Source organism: Streptomyces luteogriseus, assembly GCF_014205055.1.
Taxonomy (GTDB): domain Bacteria; phylum Actinomycetota; class Actinomycetes; order Streptomycetales; family Streptomycetaceae; genus Streptomyces; species Streptomyces luteogriseus.
This window is the reverse complement of record NZ_JACHMS010000001.1, coordinates 3,325,643-3,338,587: the sequence shown is the minus strand read 5'-3', so window position 1 is coordinate 3,338,587 and position 12,945 is coordinate 3,325,643. Positions and strand designations below refer to the sequence as shown.

At 71.9% G+C, this 12,945-nt stretch carries 15 protein-coding genes; 4 read left to right on the top strand and 11 right to left on the bottom strand.

What is annotated here, in order from left to right:
• Window positions 1–39 precede the first annotated feature (39 nt).
• A complete protein-coding gene (locus BJ965_RS14330; RefSeq protein WP_030842287.1) occupies window positions 40–393 on the top strand; it encodes a hypothetical protein in 354 nt (117 codons plus the stop codon).
• A 78-nt stretch (window positions 394–471) separates the two neighbouring features.
• Here the strand turns inward: BJ965_RS14330 and BJ965_RS14325 are convergent, their stop codons facing one another.
• From BJ965_RS14325 to afsQ1, 5 genes are all read right to left on the bottom strand, one after another.
• A complete protein-coding gene (locus tag BJ965_RS14325; protein ID WP_107455762.1) occupies window positions 472–684 on the bottom strand; it encodes a PspC domain-containing protein in 213 nt (70 codons plus the stop codon).
• 62 nt (window positions 685–746) lie between these two features.
• Window positions 747–1,322 (bottom strand): VanZ family protein, encoded by a 576-nt coding sequence (locus BJ965_RS14320; protein ID WP_184908999.1) that lies wholly within the window; start codon window positions 1,320–1,322, stop codon window positions 747–749.
• 85 nt (window positions 1,323–1,407) lie between these two features.
• Window positions 1,408–2,025, bottom strand: a complete 618-nt coding sequence (locus BJ965_RS14315) for a hypothetical protein (RefSeq protein WP_184908998.1) — start codon at window positions 2,023–2,025, stop codon at window positions 1,408–1,410.
• Entirely contained in the window at window positions 2,022–3,629 is a 1,608-nt protein-coding gene (locus tag BJ965_RS14310) for a sensor histidine kinase (RefSeq protein WP_184908997.1), read from the bottom strand. The genes BJ965_RS14315 and BJ965_RS14310 overlap by 4 nt, the downstream gene beginning before the upstream one ends.
• Entirely contained in the window at window positions 3,626–4,303 is a 678-nt protein-coding gene (afsQ1, locus tag BJ965_RS14305) for a two-component system response regulator AfsQ1 (protein WP_097219620.1), read from the bottom strand. The genes BJ965_RS14310 and afsQ1 overlap by 4 nt, the downstream gene beginning before the upstream one ends.
• A gap of 238 nt (window positions 4,304–4,541) precedes the next feature.
• Between afsQ1 and BJ965_RS14300 the strand changes: the two genes are divergently transcribed.
• On the top strand, window positions 4,542–5,315 hold the full coding sequence (locus tag BJ965_RS14300; RefSeq protein WP_184908996.1) for a SigE family RNA polymerase sigma factor: 774 nt from the start codon (window positions 4,542–4,544) through the stop codon (window positions 5,313–5,315).
• A gap of 231 nt (window positions 5,316–5,546) precedes the next feature.
• Here BJ965_RS14300 and BJ965_RS14295 read toward each other — a convergent pair whose 3' ends face one another.
• Window positions 5,547–6,350, bottom strand: a complete 804-nt coding sequence (locus BJ965_RS14295) for a DUF4253 domain-containing protein (RefSeq protein ID WP_184908995.1) — start codon at window positions 6,348–6,350, stop codon at window positions 5,547–5,549.
• Window positions 6,350–7,054, bottom strand: a complete 705-nt coding sequence (locus tag BJ965_RS14290; protein WP_184908994.1) for a uridine kinase family protein — start codon at window positions 7,052–7,054, stop codon at window positions 6,350–6,352. The genes BJ965_RS14295 and BJ965_RS14290 overlap by 1 nt, the downstream gene beginning before the upstream one ends.
• Window positions 7,055–7,110: 56 nt before the next feature.
• Here BJ965_RS14290 and BJ965_RS14285 point away from each other — a divergent pair, with 56 nt between their 5' ends.
• On the top strand, window positions 7,111–7,518 hold the full coding sequence (locus tag BJ965_RS14285; RefSeq protein WP_184908993.1) for a hypothetical protein: 408 nt from the start codon (window positions 7,111–7,113) through the stop codon (window positions 7,516–7,518).
• A 1-nt stretch (window position 7,519) separates the two neighbouring features.
• Here the strand turns inward: BJ965_RS14285 and BJ965_RS14280 are convergent, their stop codons facing one another.
• Together BJ965_RS14280 and BJ965_RS14275 are read right to left on the bottom strand one after the other, a co-directional pair.
• The gene (locus BJ965_RS14280) at window positions 7,520–9,037 is read right to left on the bottom strand and encodes an MDR family MFS transporter (RefSeq protein ID WP_184908992.1); all 1,518 of its coding nucleotides are present in this window, start codon (window positions 9,035–9,037) and stop codon (window positions 7,520–7,522) included.
• A gap of 26 nt (window positions 9,038–9,063) precedes the next feature.
• A complete protein-coding gene (locus tag BJ965_RS14275; RefSeq protein ID WP_184908991.1) occupies window positions 9,064–9,660 on the bottom strand; it encodes an NADPH-dependent FMN reductase in 597 nt (198 codons plus the stop codon).
• Window positions 9,661–9,776: 116 nt separating this feature from the next.
• On the opposite strand from BJ965_RS14275, the gene BJ965_RS14270 reads away from it, so the two are divergent.
• Window positions 9,777–10,520, top strand: coding sequence for a TetR/AcrR family transcriptional regulator (locus BJ965_RS14270; RefSeq protein ID WP_184908990.1), 744 nt, complete (start codon window positions 9,777–9,779; stop codon window positions 10,518–10,520).
• A gap of 71 nt (window positions 10,521–10,591) precedes the next feature.
• Here the strand turns inward: BJ965_RS14270 and BJ965_RS14265 are convergent, their stop codons facing one another.
• Together BJ965_RS14265 and BJ965_RS14260 are read right to left on the bottom strand one after the other, a co-directional pair.
• Window positions 10,592–11,482, bottom strand: coding sequence for an aldehyde dehydrogenase family protein (locus BJ965_RS14265; RefSeq protein ID WP_184908989.1), 891 nt, complete (start codon window positions 11,480–11,482; stop codon window positions 10,592–10,594).
• Complete coding sequence (locus BJ965_RS14260) at window positions 11,483–12,940, bottom strand: aldehyde dehydrogenase family protein (RefSeq protein ID WP_184908988.1); 1,458 nt, start codon at window positions 12,938–12,940, stop codon at window positions 11,483–11,485.
• Window positions 12,941–12,945 lie beyond the last annotated feature (5 nt).

The window sequence follows — 12,945 nt, the reverse complement described above, 5'->3', positions numbered from 1 at the left end:
GCTCACCCACCCCGTCATCCCGTTACGAGGACGCATTTCATGAAGCAGTCTGCTGCCAAGTCCCTCGGTGTCGCCGCTCTCGGTGCCGCCTTCGCCGCCGCCGGCGCGGGTGCCGCCAACGCCGCCCCGGCCCTCCCGGACACCGCCCAGACGCTGGAGACCGTCACCGCGGCGCTCCCGGCGGAGCAGCTCTCCCAGGCGCTGCCGGGCTCGGGTGAGGCGCTGGGTCAGGGACAGACGGCGGCCGGCGCCGGCCTGGCCGCCGCGCAGCCGATCGCCGAGCAGGTGCTCGCCAAGGGCCCGACGGGCCCGGCCGCCAAGCTGCTGGGTGGACTCCCGGTGCAGGGCCTGCCCACGCACGGCCTGCCGGTGAACGGCGTGCCGGTCGGCTGACCGTCCCGCCGAGGCGGACACATGCCGATGGGGCGCACCCGCACGGGGTGCGCCCCATCAGTGTTCCGGCAGAGCGCGTCACCAGGCCGTCTGGGTCTTGCCGTGGACCTTGTCCTCCGACGGGAGCACGATCCACAGAGCGATGTACAGCAGGAACTGCGGGCCCGGCAGCAGGCACGAGACCAGGAAGATCACCCGCATCGTCGTCGCGGAGGTGCCGAAGCGCCGTGCCAGCGCGGCGCACACTCCGCCGATCATGCGGCCGTGGGTGGGGCGGGCGAGACGGGACATGTGCGACTCCTTCGTGAGGGTGTGTGAGGCCTCTCGTCCGAGTACCCCATCTGCACTCCACGCTACGGAGACGAAGGGGGCAAAGCGTCGCTCCACGGGGCGATCCCGACCCTGGGAATCGTCGGGGTCCGACCCTGAGCCGGCTCCTCCGGGGACAGGGGCGGACGGGCGGTGGTGCGGCGGCGCAGCCAGGAACGGCCCGCCGGAACCAGCGCGATATGCGCGAGGGCCACGCCCAGGGTGTTCAGGAACAGCGAGTCGACGTCGACGACCTGACCGGGCACGCCCGTCTGCAGCAGTTCGATGCCCCAGGAGAGCAGGGCGGCGGCCGCGACGGTGCGCAGCAGGGACGCCAGCGGCGAGACGACCATCCTGCCGCCGACCAACGGCAGCAGCACACCCAGCGGGGCGAGCAGGGCCAGCCCCTCACCGATCCGGCGGGCCGCCTCCGGCCAGCCCAGGGCGAGATCGGCCCGGATACCGGCGAACGGCCGCAGATTGGCGGGCATCACCCAGGGCACGTCCAGCGGCCGCAGCGTGAACCAGGCGACGAACGCGAGGTGGGCGACGAGGAGGACACCCCCTGTCACACGGATGCGGGACGCGGCGCTGCCGCCGATGGAGCCTTGACGCTGCACGCCTCCCAAGACGCGGCCTCCGGCAGGATCGGTTCCGGGATGAGCCCCGGTTGCCCTGTGAGGCATACGCCACAGGCGGGGCGGATCACTCCCCGGCCACGTCCTTCGACGGTGGTTCCGTGCTGCCCGGCCGGGCCCGCACCTCGTCGGTGCACTCGTAGCGGCGCGGGGCCTCGGGCCCGGGGCCGCCCAGGACCACCGAGCCGTCCCCCTCGGCCGCAGCCGAGTCGGAGAAGGTGCAGACGACCTGTGCGAGGGCGTACGAGGTGAGGCCGGCCGGTGCCGTGCTCAGCCGCAGCGTGTCGTCCGGGTCGCCGGGGCGTGGCCCGCCGACGGTGATGCCGCCGCGCACGTCCGTGCTGTAGCCGGCTTCCTTCTCGGCGGCCGACGTCGGTGTGGCGAGCTGGTCCAGCAGGCCCTGCGCCACCAGGAGGCGCCGCTCGGAGTCGGCCGCGCCGTCCGGGACCCGTACGGTCCGGTCGACGGTCACCAGCGAGGACCCGCACAGCAGGAACACCTGCACCGGCAGCCCCCGGGCGGCCTGGGTGGAGACGTCCGGCTCGGCGAGCGAGCACTGCACCCGCGAGGGCGCCGGCCCGAAGTTCGTCGGCACCTCCGTGGCCCGGATCCCGCAGCCGGCCAGCAGCACGGCGAGCGCCGGAACGGCCAGCAGACGGGGCACGGCCGCGCGACGTGCGGTCATCGTGCGTCCCCCTTCGTGTCCTCGCCCTGGGGCCGGTCGGTGTCGCTCCCGGGCGTCAGCTCGTCCTCGGCGGGCTGCTCCTCCGCCGGGGACGTGCCGCGCGGGAGCCGCAGGGTGAACACCGCGCCCGAGTCGGGCGAATTGGCCGCGGTGATCTCACCGCCGTGGATGTGGGCGTTCTCCAGCGCGATGGACAGTCCCAGGCCGCTGCCCTCGGAACGGGGCCGGGAGGCGCTGGCCTTGTAGAAGCGGTCGAAGACGTGCGGCAGAACGTCCTCCGGGATGCCGGGCCCGTGGTCCTGCACCTCGATGACGATCGAGTCCTCCGCCTCCCGCACGGACACCCGCACCGGGGAACCGCCGTGCTTGAGCGCGTTGCCGATGAGGTTGGCCAGGATGACGTCCAGGCGCCGCGGGTCCAGCCGGGCGTGCAGGCCGCGCTCGGCGTCCAGCTCGACCGCGTCCAGCCAGGCACGGGCGTCGATGCAGGCGGTGATCTGGTCGGCGAGGTCGACGTCGTCCAGGACGAGCCGGGCGGTGCCCGCGTCGAAGCGGGTGACCTCCATCAGGTTCTCGACCAGGGAGTTCAGCCGTCGCGTCTCGCTGACCACCAGCCGGACGGCGGGCTCGATCATCGGGTCCATGCTGCCGGTCTCCGCCTCCAGCTCCTCCTCGAGCACCTCCGTCACGGCGGTGATCGCGGTGAGCGGCGTCCGCAGCTCGTGGCTCATGTCCGCCACGAACCGCCGGGACGCCTCGTCGCGGGCGGCCATGTCGGCGACCCGTTTCTCCAGCGCCTCGGCCGCGTTGTTGAACGTCCGCGACAGGTCGGCGAGTTCATCGGTACCGGACACCCGCAGCCGGGTGTCCAGCTTGCCCTCGCCGAGCCGCCGCGCGGCCGCCCCGAGCCGCTGCACCGGCTTCAGCACGGTCGTCGCCGCGGCCTGCGCGAGCAGCGCCGAGCCGATCAGTGCGAGCCCCGTGGCGATGCCCAGCGACCAGGCCAGCGAGTTGAGGTCCTTGGCCTCCGGCTCCAGCGACTTGAGCATGTAACCGGTCGGGCCACCGCCGATCACCCGCGTACCGGCCACCAGGTACGGGGTGTCGTGGTCGACAATCCGCTGCCAGTACAGGTGGTAAGGGTGCTTGTTGGACCCGTCGGTCTTCTGCGTCCGGTTCACCGCCGTGCGCAGCGACTTCGGCACATCCTGGAGCGAGAAGCCGTTCAGCCCGCCGGAGCTGCCGTAGACGGTCCGGCCCTCGGTGTCGCGGCCGACCAGCAGCACGCTGAAGCGCTGGTCGCTGCCCGCCATCTGGCCCGCGGTGTGTTGCAGTTCGTCCTGCGTCGGACGCTCGGGCAGCGCGCCCGCCCGGTTCTGCATCTCCTGCTCGAAGTCGCGCAGCACGGCGTCCTGGGTGCGGGTGAGCACGGCCTCGCGGTTGAGCCAGTACGCGATCCCCGACGCGGACACGGCGGCCGTCAGGGCCACCAGGCCGAAGACGACGACCAGTCGCAGCCGCAGGCTGGTGAAGCGCAGCGGCGACAGAACTCCCTTGCGCGCCCCGGTCCAGCCGCGGGCCCCCCCTTGGTGCGCCTGGGTCACTGAGGCGCGTCCAGCCGGTAGCCGACGCCCCGCACGGTACGGATCAGCGTCGGGGACGACGGCACGTCCTCGACCTTGGCGCGCAACCGCTGGACACACGCGTCCACGAGCCGCGAGTCGCCCAGGTAGTCGTGCTCCCACACCAGCCGCAGCAACTGCTGCCTCGACAGCGCCTGGCCCGGCCGCCGGCTCAGCTCCAGCAGCAGCCGCAGCTCGGTCGGTGTGAGCTGGAGGTCCTCGCCGTTCTTCGTCACGGTCATCGCCGAGCGGTCGATGACGAGGCTGCCGAAGCTCGCCGCGTCGTTCGATTCTCGCTCGCCGCGCCGCAGCACGGCCCGGATCCGGGCGTCGAGCACCCGCCCCTGGACCGGTTTGACGACATAGTCGTCGGCGCCGGACTCCAGCCCGACCACCACGTCGATGTCATCGTTGCGCGCGGTCAGCAGGATGATCGGCAACTGGTCCGTGCGCCGGATGCGCCGGCACACCTCGAACCCGTCGATGCCGGGCAGCATCACGTCCAGCACGATCAGGTCCGGCCGCTGCTCGCGAAGGAGCTTCAGACCGTCCTCACCGCTGGCAGCGGTCGCCACGCGGTGGCCCTGGCGCGTCAGTGAGAGCTCCAGGGCCGTCCGGATGGCGTCGTCGTCCTCGATCAGCAACAGGGAAGGCACGCGCTCATTCTGGCCCATGGAGGGGTCGGGGTTCGACCGGTGGGCCCTACTGGATGCGGCCGGTACCGCCGACGCGTGTGCAGGAGCTGTGGCCGACCCGTGGTCGACCCCTGTGACAGGTCTGTGACAGTCGGCGGACACGGCGATGAAAGTGCCGCGGCAAGCTTTTCGGCACAGGCAAGGAAGCCCGCCCCAAACGGCGGGCCGCACATCGGAAGTCCACGACGGGGGGCGCGAGATGAACACGCTGCACGGCATCAGCACCAGCGCAGTTGTCACGCGTCTGCACGACGTGCACAGGGGTTCCGAGAAGTCCGGTGCCGTGAGCGGGCGGGGGTGCGCTCGCGGCACCGGGCGTCAGCACACCGCGTTCATGACGGTGGTTGACGCACCCACGGGGGAGATCAACAAGGGGTCCGCGGCGGCAGCCGCCACGGGCACCGTCGGGGGAGCAGCGTACGGGGAGGGCTCGGGGGAGCGCCGTTCGCTGACGGAGGCGGAGTTCACCGCCTACGTCCAGGAGCGCCGCGCCTCCCTGTACGCAACCGCCTACCACCTGACCGGTGACCGCTTCGAGGCCGAGGACCTGCTGCAGAGCGCACTGTTCTCGACCTACCGGGCGTGGGACCGGATCAGTGACAAGGCCGCGGTCGGCGGATACCTCCGCCGCACCATGACCAACCTGCACATCAGCGCGTGGCGCCGCCGCAAGCTGAACGAGTACCCGACCGAGGAGCTGCCGGAGACCGCCGGCGACACGGACGCGATGCGCGGCACCGAGCTGCGTGCGGTCCTGTGGCAGGCGCTGGCCCGGCTGCCCGAACTCCAGCGCACCATGCTGGTCCTTCGCTACTACGAGGGCCGCACGGACCCGGAGATCGCGGAGATCCTCGACATCAGTGTCGGCACGGTGAAGTCCAGCATCTGGCGGTCGCTCCGCCGGCTGCGCGAGGACGAGGTCCTCAGCTTCGGCCGTGACGAGGAGGACGCCTTCGGCGAGCTTGTCGCCTGAAGGTTCGGGGGGGAGCACCACAAGGGGGCCCACGGGGGAACTGCAAGGACGCTGGGGGGCGTCTTGGCAGGAGAGTGGGGAACTGCGCAGACGCTGGGGGGCGTCTCCGCAGGAGAGTGGGGGAACTCGGGGGAGGACAACGGGGGAGTACAGGAGCGGGACTGGAGGGCCGGGGGGTCCGTCCAGTCCCGCTTTTCGTGCCGTGTGCTCCCCCCCCGTCCGCCGGGCGGCTCAGTCCCACCAGAAGAACCAGAACGGCGCTGGCGCCTGGTGAGCGGCGATCTCCGGCAGCCCGCCGATGAGCTGGTCGAAGTCGGGGCAGTACGCGTACTGCTCGATCGCGACCCGCGCCGCCTGGAGCGGATCCGTAGGAGGACTCCCGACCGACAGCAGGAGCGCGGCGGTGTCGAGGTAGCAGATCTCGGCGCCGAACCGGTCGTGCCACTCGCGCAGGACGTCGGCGTGATCCCGGTAGGAGAGGGACTCCCGGCCGGGGAACGGGGTGTGGTTCGGTGTGTCGGGTGCGTCCAGGAGTTCCGGCAGGCCGACCGGGTCATCGGTGGGGACGAGGCAGATCCACTCCGGGGGCCCCACGGAGAAGGTGGCGAGGCGTGTTTCCGCGGGGCGGGGCGGCGCGGGGTGCGGAAGGGCGGCGGTGAGACGTCGGGCCAGGTCGTCCAGGTCCCGCACGGGGAGGTGTCCCGTCGGCGGCCGGAACGTCTCCGCCTCCTGGAGCAGCTCCCCCGCCTGAAGCTCCACCAGTCCGGCGATGAACGGCCCGCGGGTCTCGTCGCGGTGACTGCCGCCCGGCAGTTCCGCCCACTCCCAGTCCGACGGCGGGGTGTGGGTGATGAACGGCCACCACCCCGTGGCCGGGTGGCGCTCGCGGGCGCGCCGCCACAGGTCCAGGCACGCGTCCGGCGCGCACCGGAAGCCCAGGAGGGTGCCCCCGCGCGGGGTGGGCACCCGTTCGACGTCCTCTGCCCGCGCGCCCAGTTCGGTCGCGAGCGCGGCCCCGGCGTCCGCCCGGGGCATCAGGCCGCCGTGCCCAGCCCCGCGCACCGGCCGGCCGCCGCTGCCGCCAGCCGGCCCATCGCCTCGTCGCGGTCGCAGGCGTAGGCGCCCAGCGCCGTCTGCCGGGCCACGATCGTGCGCTCCTGCCGCATCAGGCGCCAGCCGCGGCGCAGCAGGAACGGAACCGACTTGCGGCCTTCCTTCAAATCCCGCAGGAACCGGCGGCGGAAGGTCTTCACCGGGCCGCGGCTCAGGCACAGCGCGTCGGCGAGGACGCCGAGTTCGCGGCAGCGCGTGACGATCTCCGCGGCGAAGATGCCCTCCGCGATGAACAGCGGGGTCCGCCCGATGTCGACCGTCTCCACGCCGGTGCGGGCGCTGAGCGAGAGGTCGTAGAGGGGAACTTCCGTACGGCCCGTGCGGCACAGCCGGGTGATCGCGGCGACGGCGGTGTCCGCGTCCCACGAGTCGGGATGGTCCCAGTCGATGTCGGAGCTCTCCGCCACGAGCGGCAGCGTCGGGTCGTCGGCCTCCTTGTAGAAGTCGTCGAGCCGCAGCACCGGAAGGCCGGAGCGGGCCGCGAGGAGGGACTTGCCGGAGCCGGAAGGGCCGCAGAGCAGCACGACTCGCGTCGATATGGGCAGAGGAGAACTCACGGGACACCAGTGTGAGGCATCCACCGGGGGCCGTACGACCCCGCGGGTCGCCTTTGATGCGCGCGTCACACCTCAACTACCCTCGGTCCCGACACGATTACCCAGTGCATCAGAAGGTGGCAGCCATGGCCCGACACGACTCTCCCAAGAAGCCGGCCGCCCAGCGTGCCCTGGCCGTCCTCGCGACCGCGGGTGTGGCACTGGGGGCGGGCACGGCGTCGGCCGCGGCGGACACGGCCTCGATCCTGGGCGTGGTCAACACCCGCCCCACCTCCCTCGGCAAGATCGACCCCGAGTCCGGCCTCCAGGCCGCGACCGGCACCCTCGGCTACGTCACCGGCCCGGTCGCCGGCCTCAAGCCCAACCCGCTCGCCGGTACCGGAGTCGACCCGCTCGACAACGGCATCGGCACCGACCTCGCCGACTTCAAGCCGATGACCTCCCAGGCGCTGACCGGGCCGGTCGCGCAGGCGCAGTCGATCGGGAGCATCCCGGTGGTGGGGCAGGCGGCCGGGCTGTTGTCGCAGCAGTAGGTCACCGGCCCCGCAGCGGGACCTCCCGCACCAGCCACGCCACCGCGAACGCCACGGCGCACAGGACGGCCGTGCCGAGCGCGACGCCGTGCAGACCGTCCACCACGCCGGTCCGGAACGCCTCCCGGACCGGCTCGGGCAGGTCCCGCAACAGCCCGGGTGTCAGCTCCCCTTCGGTGAGTCGCCCGCCCTCGGCACCGAGCCGATCCGTCACGGCGGCCGTGAGCCGGCCGGTGTAGACGGATCCGAGGACGGCGACACCGAGGGAGCCGCCGATGGTGCGCAGCAGCGTCTGGGTGCCGCTGGCCGCGCCCATGTCGCGGAGCTCGGCGCTGTTCATCGTGAGGAGCATCGCCGGCTGCATCAGGCAGCCGATGCCCATGCCGAGCAGCAGCGTCAGGCCGGAGGCGACGGGTGCCGTCGTGGCCGTGCCGAGCGCCAGCAGCGACAACGCCCCCGCCGTGGCGAGCACGCCGCCCGCGATCGGATAGGCGCGGTAGCGTCCGCCGCCGGCGATCCGGCGGCCGATGACGAGCTGCGCGCCCATCATGCCCAGCATCAGCGGAAGCAGCAGCAGGCCGCTCTCGGTGGACGACATGTTCCGGGCGAACTGCAGGTACTGGGGCAGATAGCTCGCCGCCGCCAGCATGGCCGCGCCCGTGACGAAACTGAGCACCTGGGCCACCGTGAAGTTCCGGTCCCGGAACAGCCGGGGCGGGATCATCGGTTCCGCGGCGCGCCGCTCGACCCTTACGAAGGCGGCCAGCGCGACCACGCAGACCAGGGCGAGCCCGATGATCTGCGGTGACGTCCAGGTGTACGTGGTCCCCGCCCAGCTCGCCAGCAGCGTCAGGGCGAGGATCGCGCCGGTGAGCAGCCCGGCCCCCGCCAGGTCGATCGGCGCCTTCACGCGGGTCGCGCGCAGCCGGACCCCGTAGCCGATGAGGGCGAGCGCGACGGCGCCGACCGGGACGTTGACGTAGAACACCCAGCGCCAGTCCAGCTGGTCGGTGAGGAAGCCGCCGACCAGGGGGCCGCCGATCATCGCGGCGGGCAGCAGCACTCCGATCAGCGACTGGGCCCGTCCGGCCTCGGCCGGGGTGAGCAGCGTGCCGATGAGCGAGAGCGCCCCCACGAACAGGCCGCCCGCGCCGATCCCCTGCAAAGCCCGGAAGGCGATCAACTGGCCCATGTCCTGGGCGAGTCCGCACAGCACCGAGCCGGCCAGGAACACGGTGATGGAGGTGAGGTAGCTGCCCTTGTGCCCGTACAGGTCGCCGAGTTTGCCCCAGACCGGGGTGGAAACGGCCGTGGTCAGCAGATAGGCGGTGAGTACCCAGGAGAGGTGGTCGAGGCCGCCGAGGTCGCCGACGATGGTGGGCAGAGCGGTGCCGACCACGGTTCCGTCGAGCGTGCCGAGCACGATGCCGAGCAGCAGCCCGAGGATGACGAGCCGGGAAGGCGGGGCAGCCGGCCGGGCCGCCTCGTCCGCGGTGGTGCCCGCCGCGCGTGTGTCCATGGTTCCCCCTGTCTCGCGGCCGGTGGTCAGGCGACGTAGCGGCGGACGGACTTGGCGTCCCGCAGGGCGTGGCCCCACCAGGCGAGCTGGTCGAGCAGGGCCTTCGCGGCGGTGTCGGCGGCGGGGTCCTTGCAGGTGCCGTCCTCGTCGAAGCGGCTCCAGGCGTCGTGGAAGCTCACGGTGTTGCGGATGGTCATGGCGTTCACCTCGGCCATGACGACCCGTAGCTGCTCCACCGCGCGCAGACCGCCGGACAGGCCGCCGTAGGAGACGAAGCCGACCGGCTTGCCGTGCCACTCCTCGCCGTGCCAGTCGATCGCGTTCTTCAGGGACGCCGGGAAGCTGTGGTTGTACTCGGGCGTGACGAGGACGAAGGCGTCGGCCGCGGCGAGGCGTGGTGAGACGAGGGCCAGTTGCTCCCGGGAGCCGGCCGGCGGCTGCCCGCCGAACGCCGGGAACACGGTCGGCAGTGGCGTCTCGGCGAGGTCGACGACGTCGGCCGTCAGGTCGTCGCGCTGCTCGAGATGGCCGGTCAGCCATGTGGTGATCACGGGTGCGAAGCGCCCCTCGCGGGTCGAGCCGACGAGGACGGCGACGCGGAGCGGTTCGATGCGGACGGGCATGGGTCTCCCCCTGGAGGTGTACGGCGTATCTGTATGCGTACAACGTACACAGCAATGTGTACGGCGTCTACTGGCGATACGCTGTACACGACACATCGACCCGGGAGGAGCGGACCATGGCGGTCACGAAAAAGGAGGGCGAGGAGAGCGGGGCCGAAGGGCCCTCCCTCTGGGAGCGTATGGAGCGGCCCGCCCCCCTCCCGCGCGCTTCACTGACCCTGGAGCGGATCGCCGCCGCAGCGGTCGAGATCGCCGACGAGGAGGGCGGCGCCGCCGTCACCATGCGCCGTCTCGCCACCCGACTGGGCGTCGCCCCCATGGCGGCCTACCGGCACGTCAACGGCAAGGACGACCTCTGGGCACTCATGATCGACCGGGTCTCCCGCGACCTTGCCGTCCCCGAGGGCACGACGGACTGGCGGGAGGTGCTCCGTTCCTACGCCGTGCAGACCCGGGAGCTGATGCTCGCCCACCCGTGGATGGCGGTCATGCCCACCCCCGTCATCATGCTCACACCGTCACGGATGGCCGTGGCGGAACGGCAGCTGGCCGCGCTCGCCGTCTGCGGCCTGGACGCCGACTCGGTGATGGCCGCCTTCCGGGCCGTCACCTCCTTCGTGCACGGCTCGGCCCAGACCGAGATCGCCCTGCGCGAGTACCAGGAACGCCACGGCTGGGCCGGCGGTGACGAGACCCGCGAGGCGCTCGCCCCGCAGATGCGCTACCTGATGAGCACGGGCCGCTACCCGGCCTTCGAGCGGTACGCCCTCGGCGCGACCCGCAAGGACGACCGAGCCTGGGAGTTCGCCTTCGGCCTCGACTGCGTGCTCGACGGCATCGGGCAGCGGCTCGGGATATGAGGCGGGACGGACGCGGAGAAGCCCCGGACCTCCTGGACGGAGGAGGACCGGGGCTTCGGCTGTGGGGGCGTCTAGTACGAGGAGCCCGACGCGCCCAGTGACCCCGTGGGGTGCCAGACCGTTTTGGTCTCCAGGAACGCCGTCAGGCGGTCGGTGCCGGGAGTCTTCGCGTAATCCACAGGCTGTGGACGGAGAACCCGCTTGAGGTTGTCGGCCGCCGCGATCTCCAGCTCCTTCGCGAGGACCTCGTCGGCGCCCGCGAGGTCGATCGCGTTGACGTCCTGGTGGGCCGCCAGCGGGGCGGCGATCTCGGCCGTACGGCCCGAGAGGACGTTGACCACGCCGCCGGGGACGTCCGAGGTGGCCAGGACCTCGGCCAGGGACAGGGCGGGGAGCGGGGAGTTCTCGCTCGCCACCACGATCGCCGTGTTGCCGGTCGCGATCACCGGGGCGAGCACCGACACCAGACCCAGGAAGGACGACTCCTGGGGGGCCACGATCGCGACCACGCCCGTCGGTTCGGGGGAGGACAGGTTGAAGAACGGGCCCGCGACCGGGTTGCCGCCGCCGACCACCTGGGCGATCTTGTCGGTCCAGCCCGCGTACCAGACCCAGCGGTCGATCGTCGCGTCCACGACCGCGGCCGCCTTGGACTTCGACAGGCCCTCCGCGTCGGCCACCTCACGGGTGAACTGGTCGCGGCGGCCCTCCAGCATCTCGGCGACGCGGTAGAGGATCTGGCCGCGGTTGTACGCCGTCGCCCCGGACCAGCCGCCGAACGCCTTGCGCGCCGCGACGACCGCGTCACGGGCGTCCTTGCGGGACGACAGGGGCGCGTTCGCCAGCCACTTGCCCTTGGAGTCGCTCACCTCGTACACCCGGCCGCTCTCGGAACGCGGGAACTTCCCGCCGACGTACAGCTTGTAGGTCTTCAGGACGTTGAGCCGATCAGTTGCATTCATTTAACGCTCGCCCTCCGGGCTCGACGGGGCGAGGTACGCCTCCAGGCCGTGGCGGCCGCCCTCGCGGCCGAAGCCCGACTCCTTGTAGCCGCCGAACGGCGACGTCGGGTCGAACTTGTTGAACGTGTTGGACCAGACGACACCCGCGCGGAGCTTGTTCGCGACCGCCAGGATGCGGGAGCCCTTCTCCGTCCAGATGCCGGCGGAGAGGCCGTACGGCGTGTTGTTGGCCTTGGCGACCGCCTCGTCCGGAGTGCGGAAGGTCAGCACCGACAGCACCGGGCCGAAGATCTCGTCGCGGGCGATCCGGTGCGCCTGGGTGACGTTCGTGAACAGCGTCGGGGCGAACCAGTAGCCGCTCTCCGGCAGCTCGCACGCGGGCGACCAGCGCTCGGCGCCCTCCGCCTCGCCCTGCTCGACGAGCGAGGTGATGCGGGTGAGCTGCTCCTCGGAGTTGATCGCACCGATGTCGGTGTTCTTGTCCAGCGGGTCGCCGAGACGCAGCGTGGACAGACGGCGCTTGAGGGAGTCGAGCAGCTCCTCCTGGATCGACTCCTGGACCAGGAGGCGGCTGCCGGCGCAGCAGACCTGGCCCTGGTTGAAGAAGATGCCGTTGACGATGCCCTCGACGGCCTGGTCGATGGGGGCGTCGTCGAAGACGATGTTGGCACCCTTGCCGCCCAGTTCGAGCGTGACCTTCTTACGGGTCCCGGCGACCGTGCGGGCGATCTCCTTGCCGACGGCCGTGGAGCCGGTGAAGGCGACCTTGTTCACGTCGGGGTGGGCGATCAGCGCGGCGCCGGCGTCGCCGTAGCCCGGGAGGATGTTGACGACACCCTTGGGCAGGCCCGCCTGGCGGCAGATGTCCGCGAAGAACAGCGCCGACAGGGGGGTGGTCTCGGCCGGCTTCAGGACGACCGTGTTGCCGGTCGCGAGGGCCGGGGCGATCTTCCACGCCAGCATCAGGAGGGGGAAGTTCCAGGGGATGACCTGGCCCGCCACGCCGAGGGGCCTCGGGTTCGGCCCGTAGCCCGCGTGGTCGAGCTTGTCGGCCCAGCCCGCGTAGTAGAAGAAGTGGGCGGCGACCAGGGGCAGGTCGGCGTCGCGCGTCTCCTTGATCGGCTTGCCGTTGTCCAGGGTCTCGAGGACGGCCAGCTCGCGGGAGCGCTCCTGGATGATGCGGGCGATGCGGAAGAGGTACTTCGCGCGCTCCGCGCCCGGGAGCGCCGACCACTTCTCGAAGGCCCGGCGCGCGGCCTTCACCGCGCGGTCGACGTCCTCGGAACCGGCCTGGGCGATCTCCGAGAGGACCTCCTCGGTGGACGGGGAGACGGTCTTGAAGACCTTGCCGTCCGCCGCCTCGACGAACTCGCCGTCGATGAACAGGCCGTACGAGGGCGCGATGTCGGCGATCGCGCGCGACTCGGGGGCCGGGGCGTATTCGAATACCGATGCCATGGTGA

Coding starts and splice junctions, on each gene's coding strand:
- BJ965_RS14330 (WP_030842287.1), top strand. CDS start 40: ATGAAGCAGTCTGCTGCCAAGTCCCTCGGTGTCGCCGCTCTCGGTGCC.
- BJ965_RS14325 (WP_107455762.1), bottom strand. CDS start 684: ATGTCCCGTCTCGCCCGCCCCACCCACGGCCGCATGATCGGCGGAGTG.
- BJ965_RS14315 (WP_184908998.1), bottom strand. CDS start 2,025: ATGACCGCACGTCGCGCGGCCGTGCCCCGTCTGCTGGCCGTTCCGGCG.
- BJ965_RS14300 (WP_184908996.1), top strand. CDS start 4,542: ATGAACACGCTGCACGGCATCAGCACCAGCGCAGTTGTCACGCGTCTG.
- BJ965_RS14295 (WP_184908995.1), bottom strand. CDS start 6,350: ATGCCCCGGGCGGACGCCGGGGCCGCGCTCGCGACCGAACTGGGCGCG.
- BJ965_RS14285 (WP_184908993.1), top strand. CDS start 7,111: ATGGCCCGACACGACTCTCCCAAGAAGCCGGCCGCCCAGCGTGCCCTG.
- BJ965_RS14280 (WP_184908992.1), bottom strand. CDS start 9,037: ATGGACACACGCGCGGCGGGCACCACCGCGGACGAGGCGGCCCGGCCG.
- BJ965_RS14275 (WP_184908991.1), bottom strand. CDS start 9,660: ATGCCCGTCCGCATCGAACCGCTCCGCGTCGCCGTCCTCGTCGGCTCG.
- BJ965_RS14270 (WP_184908990.1), top strand. CDS start 9,777: ATGGCGGTCACGAAAAAGGAGGGCGAGGAGAGCGGGGCCGAAGGGCCC.
- BJ965_RS14265 (WP_184908989.1), bottom strand. CDS start 11,482: ATGAATGCAACTGATCGGCTCAACGTCCTGAAGACCTACAAGCTGTAC.
- BJ965_RS14260 (WP_184908988.1), bottom strand. CDS start 12,940: ATGGCATCGGTATTCGAATACGCCCCGGCCCCCGAGTCGCGCGCGATC.